Genomic DNA, 19,992 nt, shown 5'->3' on the forward strand with positions numbered 1-19,992 from the left:
GTCTAAATAAATAATTGGTATTTTTATTTATTAATCAGTTATTTTATTAGGGATAGTGTGCTGTCTCATTGAGAGGGTTTTCAATAAGCGTTTGGTGGATTTTTTCCAACTGAATCTTAGTGATATATAGGGACTTTATATATTAACTGTACTAAATACTACATATGAAAAACCGTAGGAGCACTGTGTCTCTTACGGTTTTTCATATATATCTTGTTAATTTAAGCCTCTATATAGCTATTCTTTTTCAAATAGCACTTTTACTCGAGCCAACAAATCAATGAGTATATCGTCTGGCACTTGTTCGATATACTTATAGCTTCTGGCATTAAAATCGATGGTCACTAGTTGATCTAATAAGACTTTTCCTGTAGTTTTAGTCTGCTCTAATTCAACATAAAATGGATATTTTCTATTTGTATTACTAATCGGTGCAAAAATTGCAATATTTGAGTACTTATTAACAATTCCATGGCTCAAACAAATATAGGGCCTGTAGCCTTTTTGTTCATGACCCTGTTTTGGATCCAAATATATCTTTATAATCGACCCCTGCTTTACTTTTACCATTTTTCATTTCCTTTTTGTTCAAATAATACAGGTTTTTCATTAACAGGAGCCCCATGATAATTTTCAAACAAATCTTTAACCGTAAGTTCAGGAACTTCGGTTATTTTTTTATAATTAGTTGATCATTTTTCACTTGATAATCCAATTTGTCGCCTTGGGACAAATTTAATTCTTCAAGCAATTGTTTTGGCAGACGGATAGCTGAACTATTCCCCCATTTATTGATTGTTAAAGGCATAAGAAGCTCCTTTCTAAGCTACAGTGAATATACCCTGCATGGGGTATAATTATGTATATACATTGTATGGGAGATATTATGGTAATTCAAATCATTTATTTAATTATATGATTTGAGAAGAGACGTTAATGCTAATTGAATAAGAGAGTAAGCTTAGTTGGAGGCCATAAATATTCAGGATGGTATAAATGTAATTTATTGGCGTTGCAAAGCAAATTAACGGTGGTTTCGCTGTCAGATGATAAGGAACGGGTCAAGGTAGTTTTAATTTTCTATCTGAATATTTGATTTATTGTCTACTAAGGATGCTGACTAATTGCTAGCTAACTGTGAATATATAACACGCAAAATATGATTGGTGTTCTTTGTTAAACCAACCGAATGGGCGAGGATCACATTGCTTAGCTAGTTTTTGAGTTTCTACAAGTTGTGGAAACTTAACATTTGACTATAAAGAATGATTCATACCGCTTTCTAAATTTGCTGTTCAAGGAGTTTTGAGGGGCACTATGGCTGAAGTCGCTCCTGCCTTTGTCTATGAAAATCTTATAAAGAAAAATATTATTTACAATCGCAATATCGATTAATTTAAAGGTGACGCTGTTGTTACTCAGGTAACCGCAGAGATAAGTAATTCGGGGGGAGTGAAAGATAAGGTAAATACCTGGAATATTTGCTATTAGAGTTAGGTGTTGTGTTGATGGTAGATGTAAACATTTGTTTGTATTAGATATGGTTAATATAACCTCTTGCTGATAAGGCAAGAGGTTTTTGGGAAGTAGTAAAGAACTTCTTCTTTATTTATAAAAATGTCCCAAATATTGATAAAAAGTCCCGTTTGTTTTATACTAATTCTAGTGATAAATGGAGGTAAGGGAGGAAGTTTAAAAATGAAGAAAGCAAATATAATAAATTTGATCAGATATTATGCTGATAAAAATGATGCAGGTTTTCGTAATGAAGCCTATGAAATTGCAAGTGAGTTTGAAAAAATTGGAGATAATCAATTATCTGAATACATTATGGCTCTTCTTTCAAATGCCAATACATTTACCCCACAGATGAATGATAACCAGTTAAAATTTGTTAAAAAAGTAGAATTAAAGGGGGATCCACTTCCTCTTCCAGAACCGATAAAGGAAGATATTATCGGCATCATTAATGCAGTCGGTCACGGTATTGGTGTGAATAAATTTTTATTTCAAGGAGCTCCTGGAACAGGTAAGACTGAAACAGCTAGGAATATAGCCAGGATATTAGAAAGAGAACTATTTGTTGTCGATTTTGCTTACATCATTGATAGTAGGTTAGGACAGACGGCAAAAAATATTGCTGAATTATTTGATGAAATTAATGAATTAGTTGCTCCAGAAAAGGTTGTTATTTTATTTGATGAGATTGATGCGTTAGCTTTAGATCGGACGAATTCGAAGGATATTAGGGAAATGGGAAGAGCAACGACTTCTGTTTTAAAAGGTTTAGATGGTCTTAACGAAAAAATTTTGCTAATTGCTACTACAAATTTATATGAACGCTTTGATAAAGCGTTAGTCAGAAGATTTGATTCGGTGATTAATTTTAATAGATATTCACGTAATGATTTAATTGAAATAGCAGAAATTATTTTAAATTACTATCTTAATAAAGTACAAAATGCTGGGAGAAATATCAGATTATTTAAAAAATTATTTCTCTAATGAAGGAAATACCATATCCAGGAGATTTAAAGAATCTTATAAGGACTTCGTTAGCATTTAGTAATCCCAATGAAGAATTTGACTATCTAAAAAGATTATATATTGCAGTCTCTGATAATAAAAATTTAGATTTAAAAAACTTAAAACGAATGGTTTTACAGTTAGAGAAATTGAAATATTGACTGGAATCTCAAAGAGTCAAGTTTCACGAGAATTAAAGGAGTAAAGTAAATGAATAATATTCTTCAATTAAAAGGGGAGTTACGACAACAAAAAGCTAGTGGAAAGCCTGGGCCTTCAAATATACCTAGAAATAAATCCGTTAGCTTATCACACTTAGAGGATTTAAAAGATAATTTAATAAGTGTTCAAAATTTTTGGGAAAGAGAAAAATTAGCTATTAAACCTCTAATAACTGCTTATTACACAGATGTTGTTGCAAAAAGTAATCGAATTAAAGGGTTATTATATAGCACTCTTGACAAAAATAATCGATCTATAGTTGGGGCCAAATTTAGTAATGAAATAAAGAAAAAACATGTTATTACATATTGCGTAGAGAATGAGATAATTTCAGATGCCATTAAAAATATTTCTAAGGCGATTGATATTTTTTCTCACCATTTTGGAAAGCAAATCACTTATGAGAACATTGATGAGATTAATAAAAATAAATATAAAAGTTTATTTAAAAATACCATATCACGTAGTAGATTCGTGAATATTATTGTAGATGCCTACTATTTAGATGGATTTGGTGTAGAGCAAGTAACGGAAGACATAGAGAACAATGTGATTATAACTATATATGATACAGGAGTAGATACTTATGAAATTTTAAGTCGATTGGGAATAGATATTTTAAACACAAGAAAAATGGATGAAACCACTTTTTTACTTACTCCAGATGAATATCATTTATTGAGATCAAAAGCGCCTTATTTAATTTCAATGGCTGTCAGTGATATTTCTAATTTAGATAGAGATAGTTTTCTTAGTACCCAATCGATAAAAGCCTGGATACCTGAACCACAAAATGAGCCAACAATTGGTGTAATAGATACAATGTTTGATGATAGGGTTTATTTTTCTAAATGGGTAGAATTTGAAAATAGAGTCGATAAAAATATAAAACTAACATCTGAAGATTATAACCATGGAACGGAAGTATCTTCAATTATAGTTGATGGTCCACGGTTAAATCCTGAATTAGATGATGGATGCGGAAGATTTAGAGTAAGGCATTTTGGAGTTGCTACAGCAGGTAGGTTTAGTTCTTTTACGGTGTTAAGAGAAATAAAAGAGATTGTAAAAGCGAATAAGGATATAAAAGTTTGGAATTTATCTTTGGGATCAGCTATGGAAATTAATCCTAATTTTATTTCCCCTGAAGCTGCAGTATTGGATAAAATTCAATTTGAAAATGATGTTGTATTTATAGTGGCTGGAACGAATAGGAGTAAAACCTCAAGCGTTCGTAAAATTGGAGCTCCAGCTGATTCAATAAATTCGTTGGTTGTAAATTCCGTAGATTTTGAAGGGAAATCAACATCATATGCAAGAGAAGGTGGGGTTTTATCTTTCTACAATAAGCCGGATATTAGTTACTATGGAGGGGACACAAATAATTATTTAAAGACCTGTGGACCATTAGGAGAGTCTCTTGTATCTGGAACTTCTTTCGCAGCGCCTTGGATTGCACGTAAAATGTCTTATCTGATTGATGTATTAGGTTTGAGTAGAGAACTTGCAAAAGCACTAATAATTGATTCAGCCACTGGGTGGACAAATAGTGAGCAAGATCCAAAATTATATGGTTATGGAGTCGTTCCAATTCAAATTGATAAGATCGTAAATAGTGCTAATGATGAAATTAAGTTTATGATAAGCGGTGTTTCTGAAATGTATGATACGTATAGTTACAATATTCCTATTCCAGAAAAAGAGGGGAAACAGCCTTTTGTTTCTAAAGCAACTCTTTGTTATTTTCCTAATTGCTCTCGAAACCAGGGAGTAGATTATACCAATACTGAAATGGATATTCATTTTGGAAGATTAAATAAAAATAAAAGTGGAACAATAGGAATAAAATCTATCAATGATAATAAACAATCCAATGATGAATATTTATCTCTAGATGAAGAAAAAGCAAGGAATTCGTACAGAAAATGGGACAATGTAAAGCATATACGCGAAAATATAAAAACGGATGCAGGTAATCAACGACGTCCAAAGAAAAAGAAAGGAGAAGGACTGTGGGGGCTTAGTATAAGGACTAAGGAGAGATTAAACACTAGAGACGGTGATGATTTAAATTTTGGTTTAGTTGTAACATTGAAGGCAGTTGATGGTAGTAATCTTATTCAAAACTTCATACAGCAATGTCAGTTTAGGGGATGGCTAGTGAATACTATTGATGTTCAAAATCGAATTGATATTTATAATGTTGCTGAGGAAGAAATTGATTTGGAATAAGGTTGTTATGAAGCAGTGTAAAGACATAGAGAGTGACTAAGTAGAGCAAATTGTGGATGAGATAGTGTGTGATAACCACCTGATTAAGCTTAATGGTTAGGGATGGATCATGATATTTTTATCTTTGAACTCAGGAAGTTGTCCATCTTTTTTAGAAAGGAAGTAATACTTTTGTTTGATTTGGAAAGAAGGACGATATTGGATTACTTATGTGACGATATTTTTTCTGTTCAAGATGATATGGTCAATGAACACGGTCTGGAAGCTCGTGAAGGTCAAAATCATTTAATGATGGATATTATTGGCTCATTAGATACTCAAGAAAGTCTTATTTGTGAAGCTGGAGTGGGAATTGGAAAAAGTTTAGCATATCTAATTCCTGGGATTTTATATTCAAAATATACTGGGGAACCATTAATTGTGGCTACCTCTTCAATTCAATTGACTGAACAGTTACAAGATGATATTAAATTATCAAAAAATTATTAGGCTCTTGTCTACCAAACAGTAGTATTGATGTAGTAGTTGGCAAGGGGAGAGATAATTATCCATGCTTATCTAAAATCAATAAAATGATAAGCAAAGAAAAAATAAAACTGAGAGAGAAAAGTTAAAATTTTATCGTGAGAAAATACAACTAGGGGCAGATAGACAAAACAAAATGGGGATCCCCTTTGAATATTGGGATAAAATAACTGATCATATATGTGAAGATAAGTCAGAGATTGAAAAAAGCCTATGCCCGCTTCATCAGATGAGAAATTCATTAAGAAATTCAGGTAAGAATTTACATAAAGTGAGGGATTATAATCACGATATAGAAGTATATAAACCTAAAGTTATAATAGTTAATCAAAACCTGTTAATTGCTCATTTTTTAAAACTAGAATCTTCTGGATATAATATTTTACCGCTTAACTATTCGTTACTAGTTATTGATGAAGTACACAATTTAGAAAAAGTCACAAGAGATTCTATTCAGAAAAGCATTGATAAAAGGAACATTGAGGGTCTATTTTCATTAATAGAAGGGGTTTACTCGTCAAGTCAAGATAATAAATTATTTGAAAGTATTCATAAAGTAAAGAGTAAATTATTTGATTTCTTAGAACATATATCTAATGATATAGCGAAATCTTACAAAAATGAAATTGAAGAGGTTATCGATTATATCCCTTTAAACACGTTTGAGATTGATGATGATATTGACAGACTAGTCTCAGAAATACAAATAAATATAGAAACTAAAAATATTACCAATGATGAATTCGATTCAAAATATGAAAGGTTTATTAAAGAGAGTCTATTAATGCTTCTTAATTTTATTGATGGATTCTATAACGATTCAAATTATATTATTTGGGCAAAATATAATAAGGCTAAAAATAGAGTAATATATTTTATTTGTCCTAATAGTATTTCGCAAAAACTAAGGGAGTGGCTCTTTTCAAAATTACCGCTTACTATCTGTTTATCTGCTACAATAACAAATTATATCGGAATAGAAAGAAAATATGATTATATAGAGGAAATGATAGGGTTTTCTGGTGAAGAGTCTGAAATAAAAGATTCTCCCTTTAATTATTGTAACAGTAGATTATTTATTCCTGATAGTTTGCCGAAATATAATGATCGTGATGAAGCTTACTATTCTAAAATTGCAAGGTACATTGCTCAATTATCAGATGAAATTCAAGGCGGAAGCCTTGTTCTTTTCACTTCGAAAGAAGACTTGATTCAAGTTAACGATAACCTTAACTCGCTCACAGAAAAAGAGATATTCACTGGTGATAATTCATCAAAAACAAAGGAAATCCTTAAGCAGTTTAAAAATTCAAAAGGAATTATTTTAGGAACTGGTAGTTTTTGGGAAGGAATTGACTTGAAAGGAGACCTATTAACTAATTTAATAATTGTTAGACTCCCATTTCCTGTACCGGATGCAATAATAGATTATAAAGAAAATACTCTGCCTGAAGAAATAAATATTCACGAATCAGAAATGGTTATTAGATTAAGACAAGGAAGCGGTAGATTAATTAGAAGCTATGACGATGTTGGGGTTTTAACATTGTTGGATTCGAGAATGAATGATAAATCATATTCACATAGAGAGTTGGTTTTAAATTGTTTGCCTTTTAAAGAACACTTACATGATTTCGAAGAAGTTAAACTTTTTCAACGGGAGAACAATTTATAACTTAATTTCTGTATCTTACGCTTTCTTGCCAATCTTCGAAATCATGTTCAGGCATATAATTAATTAGTACTTTGAACAATTTCATCAAGTTTTTCGGATTACGGGCTTACGATAATTAATCAAAGCTAATTCCCAAACTAGCCCTTGCCAGCTCCACCCACAGAGCTCAACAAGGGCTTTTTTGCTATAGTTCATATCGCAAAACGCATCACTTTAAAGTGAAAAATAACCACACCGCTACTAAATCCGATCACTCTTGATCCTTTTTCCTAAGTTGACAGAAACCCTTAGTCAGGCTAAACTATCAGTAAATCAAAACATTATTAAGGAGATTACATCATGACTTTAGTATTTATTTCTTGGCAAGGCTGGCATAGAATAAAGTGAGATAACTAAGCACGGTTAGACTCGCTTTATTTTGGTATCCCCAATTGAAGAGGAGTCTATGCCGGATGTAATCGAAGAGAATGAAGCCGCATAGATGGCAGTTAGGTGAGACTGTGATATTTCACACAAGTCTCCTTAACCTTTCTATGCGGCTTTTTTCTGTTCTCATCCGGAAGTACTTGATCATTAGTAAAGGAGAAGAGTTAATGACAGACTTTATTCAACCCAATCGCATGGCCCTGCAAATCGACCTGGATAATCCAGAAGCAGCGATTCAATTTGGCGGCAACTTGTTAGAAGTAGATGGCTTAATTACTCCGGCATATACCCAAGCCATGCTTGACCGCTACCGCGACCAGGGACCCTATTTTGTGATTGCGCCGGGGATCGCCTTTCCCCACGCTCGTCCGGAAGAGGGCGCTTTAGCAACGGGTTTTAGTCTGGTGACCTTTAAGCAGCCCATTGTCTTCTCTCATCCCACAAATGATCCGGTTCACTTAATGCTGTGCTTGAGTGCAACTGATAGCCAAAAACACCTTGAAGCCCTTATGCAGCTGGCTGAGCTCTTGCAGTCGGAAGCCTTAAAGCAGAAGTGGTTTCAATCCAGTGATAAAGCAACAATTTTAGCCGATCTAAACGATTTAGGAGGATATGACTTATGAAATTTGTAACGGTATGTGGTGCTGGAGTAGGTTCTAGCGTGATGTTAAAAGTTTTCACCCAAAATATTCTAGCTGAGGAAGGGATTGAAGGCAGTGTCGCAGCGGCTGACATTTCTTCACTCAATCCTTATGACTACGATGTCATTATTACCTCTTCAGCCTTTGCGGAACGTTTGGAGGACCAAGTGAAACACCTAATTATTATGGATAATATGTTGGACCAAGCTTATTTAAGAAGCCAAATCTTAAGCTTAGTCAGCGAAGAGGAGGCTGTTCGATGAACCTGTTACTGTATTTCATTCAAACCATTTTCTCCCAGGCCGTCTTTATTATTGGTTTGGTCTGCTTAATTGGACTTCTGATCCAAAAGAAGTCCTTCGACAAGATCGTGTCTTCTGTGATTAAGGCCATGATTGGGTTTCTTTTAATTAACGAAGGTGGGAAGTTTTTAGGGATGGCCTTACTGCCACTACAACCTATGTTTATTAAGATTTTTAACTTGAATGTCGATGTACCAAGCCTTGACCAAGCCATGGGAGGCCTTGAAGGTGTTGGTTTCGAGATGGCCTTGATCTTTGCTTTAGGGTTCGTGCTTAATATTTTAATTGCCCGCTTCACGCCCTTGAAATTCGTCCACCTCAGTGCCCATGTCTCTTTCTTCTATGCAGGTTTAATTGCAGCCCTGTTAAAATATAATACCAGCTTACCTACTCTAGCTATAGTTATTATTGGTGCTATTATTCTTGGTATTTACTTAACCCTAACCTGTGCCTATGTTTATCCCTTTATGAAGAACATCAAAGGGGGCCAAGGCTTTACCCTCGCTCACTCCTCATCCGTAGGGCTCTTAATCGGGGCCTTGTTAGGGAAAGTAGTCGGTAAAGGAAGCCGGGATATTGAAGAGATCCAATTCCCTAAGTCACTCGGATTCTTGCGGGAGATGACTATTGCCTTATCCTTAGTCATGATGGCTCTATTCTTAGGTCTCTCCCTACTAGCTGGGCCTAGTTTTGTGGTTGACCAAGTCTCTAAGGGACAAGATATCTTCTCCTTTAGTTTAATGAATGGTTTAACCTTTGGGATGTGGATTACGGTCATTATTACCGGTGTCCGGATGCTTTTAGCTGAGATAGTGCCGGCCTTCCATGGAATTTCCGCTAAATTAATTCCAAATGCCATCCCTGGACTAGACGTGCCCCTCCTTTTCCCTAATCATCCGACGAGCGTGATTGTTGGTTTCTTAATGAGTTTATTAGCAGGTTTCCTAGGCGTCTTTGTCTTAGGTTTGATTGGCTATCCAATTCCAGTCTTCCCAGCCCTGATTCCGACCTTCTTTACCGGAGCGATTACAGCCATCTTTGGTAATAGTACCGGTGGAAGACGCGGAGCAATCGCTGCTTCCTTCACCAATGGGTTGATCTTGACTTTTGGTCAAGCCCTCCTCTTACCAATGGTAGGGGACTATGCCCAAATTATGCGGGTCTTAGCTGAAACCGACTATGCCTTCTATGGACCCTTGTTAGGTTATCTTTTAAGACTGATAGGAATTTAATCCAAGCCACCTTTCTCTAGTTAAGGAGAAGGGTGGTTTTTCTTTTCAAGGTAGAAAATTTTTCATACTATATAGTTATTACTAACAAGAAAATAACTCATCAACGAATAAAATGTTTAAAAAGGAGTCCCTCAGCTCATGACTTATAATATTTTTTCTCAAGTCCCCAGTGAATATGTTGCCTTTGACTTGGAGACAACAGGACTAGGATTTTCCAGTAAGATTATTCAGATTTCAGCGGTCCACTTTAGGGATGGCAAGGAGATTGGGGCCTTTGACCAATTAGTCAATCCCGACCGTCCTATTCCAGCTAAGATTACCCAGCTGACGGGCATTTCCGATGCAGATGTTTATTTATCGCCGACGATCGACCAGGTTATCCATGATTTTATGGCTTTTATTAAGGACTTGCCCCTAGCAGGATATAATAGTAAGAAATTTGATATTCCTATGTTGCGAGCTAATACTGGTATTGACCTTAGTGGTTTACCCCATATGGACGTCTTAGAAATGGCGCGTTTGAGTCCCATTCGCACGCCAAATTATAAACTGACCACAGTCAAAGCCCATTACGGCATCCAAAATCGGGCCCACGATAGTCTCAATGATTCTCGGGCCACTGCCTTGATCTTGGAAGAGTTTCGTAAGGGGAATTTCTAAGTCAGTCTTAAATTAGGTGAAGGGACCCATTCATTGTGTCATCAATTGATCGATATCAACCCGACCTAAGTCTTTTCTTTTCCTATAAAAGCGTTTTCATGATAAATTAAAAGTGATGAATACTTAAGATTGTTAAAGAAAGGACAAGATCTGCCATGGAATTTAAAGATTTTAAAGTGACAGACGGTAACTTCAGCCTGGCTGATTTTAAGACCGTTTATCTGAGTGAAGCGGAGGACGAAAAATTAAAAGAGGAGATTTATGAAGACCTGGTCCCGCAATTAGTAGATTGGCATGATCGCTTAACCGCAGAAGGGACCCACGGCCTCTTAGTGACTCTCCAAGCTTTGGACGCTGCGGGGAAAGACGAGTTAATCCGCTATATCTTCTCAACCTTACAGCCTCAAGCCTTGAAGGTGACCTCTTACCAACAGCCTTCCGATAATGAAATTGCCCACGACTATCTCTGGCGCATGCATGAAGGCATGCCTGAAAGAGGAACCATTGCGATTTTGAACCGGTCCTACTATGAGGATATTATTGCACCACAAGTGCATAACTCGCTGGATTCCGATGACCAACCCCAAGAGATTCGAGACGATCCCCAAGTGGTTGAAAAACGTTACCAGCAAATTCTCCAATTTGAAAAATACCTGTGTGAAAATGGTTTTCCCGTGGTGAAATTTTTCTTCCACATGTCTAAAGATAAGCAAAGAGAGCGCCTGTTAGAACGGATCGAAGAGCGGGAGAAGAACCATGAATTCTCCTTCTCAGATATTGAAGACCGCAAGAAGTGGGATCTCTATCAGGAAGTCTTTGAGAAGATGCTGCAAAACACAGCTTGTGACTATGCGCCTTGGTACATCTTGCCCGCTGACAATCCTTGGTTAGCCCGGAAGATTGCCACGGAAGCTTTAACTGAGGTCATTGAAAAAATCGATCCTCAATATCCTACTTTCTCAGATGAAGAACAAGAAAAGGCCAATCAAATCGTTGAGCAATTGCGAAATAATGAAATATAAGTCGAGAGTGTGACAAAAGTCAAAAGAATTCACACAGTGAATTCGTCGACTTTTCGTAAAGTGGACGCTTACATTGAGTTTGGAACACGTTTTTACTAGGAACTAATAATGAGAAAAAATTTTGAGAACTTTGTTTTAGTTTCTTTAAGAGAAGTTACCTTCAAAATAAAACATGTTCTCAAATTGACAATCTAAAGCGATACAGAGGATGAGGGCCAATTTAGCGGTAGGGTTGAACTGACCGGTTTCAATCGATGAAATCGAGTTCCGTGAGACGCCGATCATGTCTGCTAAGGCCTGCTGGCTCAAACCCTTTTCTTTACGGATTGTTTTTAGGCGGTTGTGTAAGATTAACTCTTTATCCATTAGGCTGCTCCAAAGCTATTATTTATAAAACGTAAGAAAAAGGCAATGTTCAGTACAGAAGTAAAGATAAAGAAGATAAGGTCAGATTTTTCTTGGCTAATTTTATATCTTTTATAGAAGTTGACGGAGATAAAGGTAAATAAGAGGACTTCAATATCTGCAATGCTCTGTCCATTAATGGCTTTTATTGCCATCAGAACAATGGCCACCACGCACATGGCAGCAAAACCATAGTCATCGGCCTTTTTAATTAGGTGTTGCTTGTATTCGTCTTGATTGTTTGATCGGTATTTTGCTAAGATACGGTCTTTTTCTTCTTTTTTCATATTTCTCCACCTTTCTTGCCAAGTACACTTGGCACAACTTTATGATAACATGCCAAGTATACTTGTCAAATGTTAAGCTAATCTAGAAGAAAACTTGACCTTTTGAATATCTTGACCAAGCAAAAAGCAGAAGCACATCTCAATGCTTCTGCTTTTTCTTCCTCAGTCAATGCTGGCTGGCATTCAATTTGTAATTTTAATTTTTATTTGCAGATTCGACACTCTCTAAAACAGCATCTTTTTCTTTCTTGATAAAGTTCACCCGGCCTTCGATGACCTTGACATCCATGCGGATTTCACGACCAAGACCTGGGACATCGACTTTTTCTTCAAAGAAGTCTTTGAATTCTGCTAGGCGTTCTTCTGTTTTGAAGACTCCGGCTGTCACTGTAATATAGGTGGCAAATTCCATATCACCACCGACCTTGGCTTCTAGCCAGTCCCAGTTATTCCGTAGCCAGTTCCAGGCTTTTTCTTCTCCAGCTGGGTTAGCTAGGACACCACGATACCAAGCCCGTAAGTCTTGGGGTTTGATCACATTGGCTTCTTGGAAGTGGCCCACGATTTGGTCTAAGAAGGCCTCATCCTTAGAAGCAGTCAGGGCTTGACGGAGGTCAGCCTTCAGACTTGGATTAGCTGTTTTTTGGTAAGCAGTTAAGTAGTCTTGGTAAAGCTCGTCCGAACCGTAGTTAACCACTTCATTCTTCAAGAGAAGGGCACGACGGTCAGCCGGCAAGTTTTCCTTGTTTTCTCCGCCGCCAGAGTTTAAGTAAAGTTCATGCAGACCGCTAATAACATCCTTGTCCTCAGCGTAGCGAGAAGCTGCCAGAATGATAGGGCGACTGAGTTCAGCATCCAGACTTTCATCGGCTTGCGCTTCCACACCCAAGGCTTCTACTTGGCTATGGTAGAGGGAGCGGATGTATTGTTTCACTAATGCTTCTTCTTCGCTTTCAGGCTTAGCGAAGCCCTTGATAACACTTAAGCTATCAGCAATTTTTTCATGGACAATGGCTGAATCAACGTTCGCTAATTTGTCTAATAAAGGAATGATCTTAGCGTAAGATAAGCGACCCCCCTTGGCTAATAGGTTGAGGTCTTGTAAGACTTGGAGTTGGTCAATGGCGCTTAATTGGTCCAATTCGTCAATAATATCAGCGAGAAGTTCTTTATCATAGTGAACGATAAAGTGGGAGTTATTGCCGACATTGAGTCTGAAAGCTTTTTCACCTTTTTGGAAATTAGGGATCGTGATTTCAGCTTCAGTCATGATTTCCGGTACTTGGTCATGGTTAGCTTGGAGTGGAATTTGCCAGAGGCGTCCTTGGTCCTCACCTTGGCCGATAAAGAATTGTTCTTGGCTTAAGACCAGGTCCCCGTCCACTAATTTGGCTGATACGACTGGATAGCCCGGTTGTTCTAACCAGGAGTCCATAATGGTCCCAATATCTAAGCCGGAAGCTTGTGAGAGGGCATTCCAGAGGTCTTGACCCTTAGCGTTTCCATATTGGTGTTTTTCAAAGTAAGCTTTTAGTCCTTGACGGAGGTCGTCGTCACCTAATAAGGAACGGACCATGACTAAGAGGCGGGCTCCCTTAGCGTAGACAATGGCTGAGTCAAAGATGGAGTCAATTTCTGCGGGATCGTTGACCATGACATGGACGGATTGGACCCCGTCAGTCGCGTCACGTTCCAGAGCAGCAGGGACATCAGAGGTTTGGAAGAGCTCCCAGACCTTCCATTCTGGTTCAAGGGCATCGATGGCCACATATTCCATCATATTGGCAAAGGATTCGTTCAACCATAAGTCGTCCCACCAGTTCATGGTGACTAGGTTACCGAACCATTGGTGGGCGAGTTCGTGGGCAATCACGGTAGCCACTAATTGCTTGGTCGGTAGGGAGGCGTTATCCGGATCGATCAAGAGATAGGCTTCCCGGTAAGTGACAAGCCCCCAGTTTTCCATGGCTCCTGCTGAGAAATCAGGCAGGCCAACTTGGTAGGAGTGTTCCAGTGGGTAAGGCGTGTCGTAGAATTCTTCGAAGAATTCGATGGACCGTTTACTGATGTCTAAGGCAAAGTCAAGTTCCTTAGCCTCGTGTGCCTTAGTAGCAAAGACACCAATCTCAACCCCAGATTTAGTATGGGTGATTTTCTTTTGTAAGTCACCGAAAACAAAGGCGATCAGATAGCTGGATATGCGGACGGTTTCTTCGAAGTAGTGGACCCCATCTTCACACTTGACTTCTGGTTGGTTAGAAATAATGCTTTCGCCAGGTTTTTCGTCAAATTTGATGGCTAAGGAGAAAGTAGCCTTAGCAGCAGGTTCATCCACACAAGGAAAGGCTTGGCGGGCAAACGTAGTCTCAAACTGCGTGCCGACCAACTGCTTTTCTTCACCGTCGACTTCATAATAAGAAGGATAAATTCCCATCATGGTATCCGTCAGGTTAGCGTGGTAGGTCACTGCTACTTCCACTTGGCCTTCTTTATTATTGGCAATGGTTAAGGTCTCTGCTTGGTCATCTTGTGAGAAAGAAACTAATTCCCCATCAAGAGTAACTTTTTCGGTGGTTAAATATTTTTGATTTAAAACGATGTCTTGACCCTTTGCTTGGCCGCTAACGGTCGTGGTCCCACTAAAGCGTTTATCTTGGCGACTAATGTCCAAGTAGATGTCATAGTGGTCAGGCACAAATTGGTCGAGTAGACGTTTATTTTCTGTCATAGAAAAACCTCCCCTAAATTGATTTCTTAAATTATACGGATTATTCATCCTTTATAGTAGTTATTATATGGGATTAAGGCAAATTTTTCAGCTTTCTTTTCATTATTGATTATAAATAGCCACATTCATTAAAATTAAGTCTTTACAAATGAAAAAATCAGGCGTATTCTATTTACTGTCGTCAGGAAATGACGCACTACACTGCCCGGTGGTCAAGGGGTTAAGACGCCGCGTTCTCAGCGCGGAATCACGGGTTCGAATCCCGCCCGGGTGATAGTCTTTTTTTAAGGCGGTCCCAAGGATGTTGATTTCTAGGTATTCTTGGGGCCTTTTTTATACCTACTAAAAAAGTTAGTAGAAAAGTTGGTAGATTTTTAATTTTCCATGTAATTAACAAAGCTCTTCTAACCACTTTTAATAATATTTAAAACCCCACTCAGACCAGCTAAGACTGTTGAGTAGGGCGATTTGCTGTATTAATCATTAAAGAAGTTCATATAGCTTTCGTATTCAGCATTTTTTGCAAAAAAATCAACTTGTTTTAAAGTTTGATCTTCAACATTTCTAAAATAAAATTTACCTTTTCCTCTTACTTCTTGGATTTCAGTTGTAGAAGTTGAGTTATGCTTATCTTTTCCGGTAGCCATGGCACCAACAGCGGCACCGACTGGGCCAGCAACTAGACCGCCGACAACAGCGCCACCTAGGCGGCCACTTTTCTTGTTTTTACCATTTGTTTTAGTAACTTCTTTATAGGTGGATCCGGAGAACTCACTTTTTTCCAATTTATATCTTGGAGCCTCTTCGCTGAATTTACCAAAATAGTATAGACCATTAACATCTTTCCTAATTTTGGTAAATCCAATTTCTAGGGTATATTCTCTTGCAGCTTTAATGGCATCCTCTTTACGTTTTCGATCCTTTGCTTCTTTCTCAAGTCTTCTTTGTTCGGCTAATTCAGCACGCTTTTTGGCTTTCTCCTCTTTTTCAAGTTTCTTTTGTTCAGCCTTAGCCTCTTTTTCAACCCTTTTTTGCTCAGCTAATTTCGCCTTATGTTTGGTTATGGCTTCTTTCTCTGCTTCTCTTTGAAGCATTAATTGTGCATGTTCCTTAGCACGTTTTGCTTTTCTTAATTCCGCTTTTTTTACTCTAGCCTCATAGCCAGAATCAAATTTATATAAAAGAACAAATAAACCAGAAATAATAGCCAATGACACAATGGCGTAAAATATCAATGCATCTAAGGGAAATTCAGGATCTATAGCAAAACCAATAGTTGTGAGGGTTAGAAAACCAGAAATTAATGAAAAGATAATCTGACTTCTTTTCCTCATAGACTTAAAATTATTTACAAAGTTGCCCATATCAGGCCCCCCTTTATGTGATATAATATTTTTGTTCAAAAGTAGCGTCCTGAAAAGGGCGCTTTTTTATTTTTTAGTGTCTTTAAGACCTAGTAAGTAATCGCTTGATACGTCAAACAATTTACATAGTTTGATGATTTCACCGCCACGGGGCAAGTTATTTCCTTGTTCCCATTTAGTGATAGAAGTGTAGGACTTCATTTCTAAAAGATCTGATAGTTTTTGTTTAGTCCATCCATGGATTTCACGCAATTCTTTAATCCTCTCACCAGTAATTAAATTCATAATTACCTCCTCCTTTAGAAAATCAATTATAAATGATAAATAATTTAAAGTGTATAGAATATGCGTTCTTTTTAGGTTAATTAATTGTAATAGAACATATAAACACTTATAAATGCATAAAATCAATTACAAATACATAAAAACATGCTAGAATAAAGCTAAGGAAAAATATAGTAGAAGGGGGACAGCCATGTACCAAGAGGAACGGTTAAGCATAATCATGAAAGAATTAAAAGATAAGGGACGGCTAACGGCTAAGGAAATGACGGCAGCTTTGGAGGTTTCGAGGGATACGGTTCGGCGGGATTTTAATTTACTGGAAGACCAAGGGGTTGCCCACCGCACCCATGGGGGCTTAATCTTGCCTAAGCAAATGCCAGTCATTGCTCCTTACCAAAGACGCTCTAAGCAATCAACCCAAGCCAAAAGAGCTATTGCGCAAGGGGCAAAGAAATTTCTTCAAAAAGGGGGCTTTTACTTCTTTGATGTCTCTACCGTGGTTAGCCAACTGGCCCAAATAAGTGAAGGATCTATGACAGTTTATTCTCATTCTTTAGATAATGCCCTCATTTTTAGTGACAAAGAAGGGGTAGACTTTAACCTCTTAGGAGGCAAGTATTACTCGAAGAATCGTTTCTTTTCCAACTTAGACACTCTCAAACAACTTGACCAGCTCTATTTTGATGTGGCTTTTATTGGCGCTGCGGGACTAAAGAGTGGAAAAATCTCCTATGATGACCAAGCCGACTGCCAGGTTAAGGAAGTGGTAATCAACAATTCGCACACCATCGTTCTCCTAGCAGAAGCGGAGAAATTCCAACAAAGCGGCCACTACCAAGCGGGGAACCTGGAAGAAATCGATTATCTAATTACGACCCAAGCCCCTGAAGCGATTAAAAAGATTGATGGATTGGAAGTAATTGAAACTGACAGAAAGGAAGAAGATCATGACGCAAGCTCAGATTAAACTAGTAATCAGTGACATTGATGGGACCATTCTCGATTCTAACCACCAGGTCGATGACCAATTGAAGGACCAGATAAAAGCTCTTCAAAAGCAAGGGATTCCCTTTGTTTTAGCTTCTGCGCGATCGCCCCGAGGCATGTATGGCTTAGCCAAGGAATTGGACCTCGACCAGAACCCAATCGCTACTTATAATGGAGCCTTAATTGTGCCAAGTGACCCGAAAAAACTCGACCAAGCTCTGGTGAACCATGTGATTGATCCCAATGAAGCCGGGAAACTAATTGACCTCCTTCAAAACCAATTTCCCACAGTTTCTATCAATCCCTATGCCGGAGCGGATTGGTATGCTAATGCTAGGAGCCCTTGGACGGATGAAGAAGCCGCTATTACTCAGGATAAACCGATTATTAAGGGCCCTCAGACCTTACTTGAAGAGGGGATTGGGATTAATAAGTTTCTCCTAATTGACCAGCCTGACAAAATTAGCCGTTTAGAAGACTATCTTAAGTCGCTTAACTTCAAACATTGCGACTTCTACCTCTCTAAGGACAATTACTTAGAAGTGACGGCTAAGGGAGTTCCCAAAGAAAATGCCTTAGGCGAAATTGCTGAAGTCTACCAAGTGCCACTTGAAAATTGCCTGGCTATTGGTGATAATTTTAACGATATTCCCATGCTTCAGTTAGCCGGGCTTGGAATTGCTATGGCTAACGCACCTCAGGAAGTTCAAGCGGCCGCCGATGAAATCACCAGCTCAAACGATGATCATGGGGTGAGTCAGGCCCTCAGTCGATGGGTACTATAAATATATATATTAATTTCAAAGGAGCCTATTGTGACCTTAAAACAAATCCGAAACCTTGCCTTTATTGCTTTAATTCTCTTACTCGTCTTGACTTTTCCCAGTTCCGCTACTTCCTACCAAGACCAGAGTCTAATCCCACTTTTGGAGTCGGCCCTAGCCAATCACCCAGGGGAAAGCTTACTCAGTAGTATTTCGTTTTCTTATGCCGGAGAGGAAATTTCCATTCAAGCTCGCGACTACTATGCCTTTATTGAGTTCTTTATCCGAAAGGGGGCTCACTTTGTCCTTTTTGGCAGTCTAGCTAGCCTCGCCTACCTCTCCTTATTAATGGATGTTAAAAGCTTGCCAGTTCGCGCTACTTTAGCGACCTTGTTGACTTTTGGCTATGCGTCTTTTGACGAATTACGGCAGATATTTACCCCCAATCGGACCGGGCTTCTGGCTGATGTCTACCTGGATACCTGTGGCGCCCTGACTTTTATCTTGCTGACGATCTTAGTTTTTTCCTGGCTTTCGAAAAAGGGTTGGATCAAGAAAAGTCAAGGCCCAATTTAGTCCCAATGGATGCCCTCCTAAGACCTGATAGCTAGCTTGTTAGCGGCTAGAAAAGATGATAAACTTAAGGTGATTATATTGTAAGCGATTGCGCTATAGTTATGAAAAGCATAACTTGCGTCTTATCATAAAAGTTGCGTGAAGAATAGAAAGATAGGGAGCTAAATGAGTAAAGTAATTGTTGTTGGTAGCATTAATATTGATATGACCATGGTGACTGACCGCCTACCTCGGATTGGCGAAACCATTTTAGGGGATACTGTCAATTATTTTATGGGCGGTAAGGGAGCTAATCAAGCGGTCGCTGCTGCCCGCTTAGCTGGCGATGTGCGGATGGTTGGTAGCGTTGGCGATGATTCCTTTGGTGACAAAGCTCTCAAACACCTCAAGAAGGAAGGGGTAGTCACTGACCATGTCAAGGTGGAAAAGAATATTTTCACTGGGATGGCGGCTATTTTTTCCGTTCAAGCAGACAATTCCATTGTGGTTTTGCCGGGAGCTAATGGTCTAGTTGAAGTCGGTGAAGACTTTGCTGATTTGGTTGAGGAAGGCGACATTGTCCTCGCTCAATTAGAAGTTCCCTTAGATACTGTTAAGCAGGCTTTTTCAATTGCACGGGAAAAAGGGGCAAGGACTATCTTAAATCCAGCACCTTTTGACTCAGGAATTAATGAATTTATTGACCTGGCTGATATTGTCACCCCTAACGAAACTGAGTTTGCCGGAATGTTGGACCGTGACATTGAAGACTCGGAAATCGAGGCAGCTATGTTAGAGTGGAGCCAAGCCCACGATGCCTTGTTGATTGTAACCCGGGGCTCACAAGGAATTTCCTATGTCCATGAGGGCCAAGTGCTTTCGATTCCAACGATTGAAGCTGATGTTAAAGATACGACTGGGGCAGGGGACACCATGAATGGAGCCTTCGCTGCTTTAATGGCTCAAGGTACTCCTCTGGAAGGGGCTCTCCGCCTGTCTTCGATTGCTGCCACCCTATCTACCACTAAGGTTGGTGCTCAAACCGCCATGCCTTATCCAAAAGACCTAGAGAACTACCGTAAGGCCTAAGTTTTCTTTTCCAGGGCTAAAAATTAGGAAATCGTAAAGATTATGGGCTGATCATTTTTGGATTA

18 protein-coding genes, 1 tRNA gene and 2 pseudogenes are annotated in these 19,992 nt (G+C 38.4%); 14 read left to right on the top strand and 7 right to left on the bottom strand.

Annotated elements, in window-relative coordinates; genetic code table 11:
• Nucleotides 1–237: 237 nt before the first annotated feature.
• Together HMPREF9243_RS04180 and HMPREF9243_RS04185 are read right to left on the bottom strand one after the other, a co-directional pair.
• Nucleotides 238–570 carry a type II toxin-antitoxin system PemK/MazF family toxin gene (locus HMPREF9243_RS04180; RefSeq protein ID WP_041705992.1) on the bottom strand — a complete coding sequence of 111 codons (333 nt, stop codon included), beginning with the start codon at nucleotides 568–570 and terminating at the stop codon, nucleotides 238–240.
• Nucleotides 564–808, bottom strand: a pseudogene (locus HMPREF9243_RS04185) (AbrB/MazE/SpoVT family DNA-binding domain-containing protein). The gene HMPREF9243_RS04180 and the pseudogene HMPREF9243_RS04185 overlap by 7 nt, the downstream one beginning before the upstream one ends.
• 890 nt (nucleotides 809–1,698) lie before the next feature.
• Here HMPREF9243_RS04185 and HMPREF9243_RS04190 point away from each other — a divergent pair.
• The 9 genes and pseudogenes from HMPREF9243_RS04190 (at nucleotide 1,699) to HMPREF9243_RS04230 (ending at nucleotide 11,463) form a co-directional block, all read left to right on the top strand.
• Nucleotides 1,699–2,731, top strand: a pseudogene (locus HMPREF9243_RS04190) (AAA family ATPase).
• 5 nt (nucleotides 2,732–2,736) lie between these two features.
• The gene (locus HMPREF9243_RS04195; RefSeq protein ID WP_013669319.1) at nucleotides 2,737–4,980 is read left to right on the top strand and encodes a S8 family peptidase; all 2,244 of its coding nucleotides are present in this window, start codon (nucleotides 2,737–2,739) and stop codon (nucleotides 4,978–4,980) included.
• Between the two features lie 171 nt (nucleotides 4,981–5,151).
• Nucleotides 5,152–5,469: a hypothetical protein gene (locus HMPREF9243_RS04200; protein ID WP_155811975.1), complete on the top strand. Its 318-nt coding sequence runs from the start codon at nucleotides 5,152–5,154 to the stop codon at nucleotides 5,467–5,469.
• A 172-nt stretch (nucleotides 5,470–5,641) separates the two neighbouring features.
• Entirely contained in the window at nucleotides 5,642–7,180 is a 1,539-nt protein-coding gene (locus tag HMPREF9243_RS04205) for an ATP-dependent DNA helicase (RefSeq protein WP_041705998.1), read from the top strand.
• 593 nt (nucleotides 7,181–7,773) lie between these two features.
• Nucleotides 7,774–8,229, top strand: a complete 456-nt coding sequence (locus HMPREF9243_RS04210) for a PTS sugar transporter subunit IIA (RefSeq protein ID WP_013669813.1) — start codon at nucleotides 7,774–7,776, stop codon at nucleotides 8,227–8,229.
• Complete coding sequence (locus tag HMPREF9243_RS04215; protein ID WP_013668693.1) at nucleotides 8,226–8,510, top strand: PTS sugar transporter subunit IIB; 285 nt, start codon at nucleotides 8,226–8,228, stop codon at nucleotides 8,508–8,510. Before HMPREF9243_RS04210 ends, HMPREF9243_RS04215 begins: the two co-directional genes overlap by 4 nt.
• On the top strand, nucleotides 8,507–9,781 hold the full coding sequence (locus HMPREF9243_RS04220; protein ID WP_013670006.1) for a PTS ascorbate transporter subunit IIC: 1,275 nt from the start codon (nucleotides 8,507–8,509) through the stop codon (nucleotides 9,779–9,781). The genes HMPREF9243_RS04215 and HMPREF9243_RS04220 overlap by 4 nt, the downstream gene beginning before the upstream one ends.
• Nucleotides 9,782–9,919: 138 nt before the next feature.
• The gene (locus HMPREF9243_RS04225; RefSeq protein WP_013669092.1) at nucleotides 9,920–10,441 is read left to right on the top strand and encodes a PolC-type DNA polymerase III; all 522 of its coding nucleotides are present in this window, start codon (nucleotides 9,920–9,922) and stop codon (nucleotides 10,439–10,441) included.
• A gap of 155 nt (nucleotides 10,442–10,596) precedes the next feature.
• On the top strand, nucleotides 10,597–11,463 hold the full coding sequence (locus tag HMPREF9243_RS04230; protein WP_013669295.1) for a PPK2 family polyphosphate kinase: 867 nt from the start codon (nucleotides 10,597–10,599) through the stop codon (nucleotides 11,461–11,463).
• Nucleotides 11,464–11,607: 144 nt separating this feature from the next.
• Here the strand turns inward: HMPREF9243_RS04230 and HMPREF9243_RS04235 are convergent, their stop codons facing one another.
• From HMPREF9243_RS04235 to HMPREF9243_RS04245, 3 genes are all read right to left on the bottom strand, one after another.
• Nucleotides 11,608–11,829: a helix-turn-helix transcriptional regulator gene (locus tag HMPREF9243_RS04235; protein ID WP_013670052.1), complete on the bottom strand. Its 222-nt coding sequence runs from the start codon at nucleotides 11,827–11,829 to the stop codon at nucleotides 11,608–11,610.
• Nucleotides 11,829–12,155 (bottom strand): DUF6442 family protein, encoded by a 327-nt coding sequence (locus tag HMPREF9243_RS04240; protein ID WP_013669600.1) that lies wholly within the window; start codon nucleotides 12,153–12,155, stop codon nucleotides 11,829–11,831. The genes HMPREF9243_RS04235 and HMPREF9243_RS04240 overlap by 1 nt, the downstream gene beginning before the upstream one ends.
• A gap of 196 nt (nucleotides 12,156–12,351) precedes the next feature.
• Nucleotides 12,352–14,883 (bottom strand): M1 family metallopeptidase, encoded by a 2,532-nt coding sequence (locus HMPREF9243_RS04245; protein WP_013668856.1) that lies wholly within the window; start codon nucleotides 14,881–14,883, stop codon nucleotides 12,352–12,354.
• A 202-nt stretch (nucleotides 14,884–15,085) separates the two neighbouring features.
• Here HMPREF9243_RS04245 and HMPREF9243_RS04250 point away from each other — a divergent pair.
• Nucleotides 15,086–15,157 (top strand) — tRNA-Glu (locus tag HMPREF9243_RS04250).
• 202 nt (nucleotides 15,158–15,359) lie between these two features.
• On the opposite strand, the gene HMPREF9243_RS09865 is transcribed toward HMPREF9243_RS04250, so the two are convergent.
• Entirely contained in the window at nucleotides 15,360–16,286 is a 927-nt protein-coding gene (locus tag HMPREF9243_RS09865) for a hypothetical protein (protein ID WP_155811976.1), read from the bottom strand.
• Between the two features lie 27 nt (nucleotides 16,287–16,313).
• A complete protein-coding gene (locus HMPREF9243_RS04260; RefSeq protein ID WP_013669062.1) occupies nucleotides 16,314–16,532 on the bottom strand; it encodes a helix-turn-helix domain-containing protein in 219 nt (72 codons plus the stop codon).
• 190 nt (nucleotides 16,533–16,722) lie between these two features.
• On the opposite strand from HMPREF9243_RS04260, the gene HMPREF9243_RS04265 reads away from it, so the two are divergent.
• The 4 genes from HMPREF9243_RS04265 (at nucleotide 16,723) to HMPREF9243_RS04280 (ending at nucleotide 19,927) form a co-directional block, all read left to right on the top strand.
• Nucleotides 16,723–17,499: a DeoR/GlpR family DNA-binding transcription regulator gene (locus HMPREF9243_RS04265; RefSeq protein ID WP_013669367.1), complete on the top strand. Its 777-nt coding sequence runs from the start codon at nucleotides 16,723–16,725 to the stop codon at nucleotides 17,497–17,499.
• Entirely contained in the window at nucleotides 17,480–18,304 is an 825-nt protein-coding gene (locus HMPREF9243_RS04270) for a Cof-type HAD-IIB family hydrolase (protein WP_013668615.1), read from the top strand. The genes HMPREF9243_RS04265 and HMPREF9243_RS04270 overlap by 20 nt, the downstream gene beginning before the upstream one ends.
• Nucleotides 18,305–18,334: 30 nt before the next feature.
• Nucleotides 18,335–18,859 carry a VanZ family protein gene (locus tag HMPREF9243_RS04275; RefSeq protein ID WP_013669136.1) on the top strand — a complete coding sequence of 175 codons (525 nt, stop codon included), beginning with the start codon at nucleotides 18,335–18,337 and terminating at the stop codon, nucleotides 18,857–18,859.
• A gap of 165 nt (nucleotides 18,860–19,024) precedes the next feature.
• Nucleotides 19,025–19,927 carry a ribokinase gene (locus HMPREF9243_RS04280; RefSeq protein WP_013670091.1) on the top strand — a complete coding sequence of 301 codons (903 nt, stop codon included), beginning with the start codon at nucleotides 19,025–19,027 and terminating at the stop codon, nucleotides 19,925–19,927.
• Nucleotides 19,928–19,992 lie beyond the last annotated feature (65 nt).

Source organism: Aerococcus sp. Group 1, assembly GCF_000193205.1.
Classification (GTDB): Bacteria; Bacillota; Bacilli; order Lactobacillales; family Aerococcaceae; genus Aerococcus; species Aerococcus urinae_A.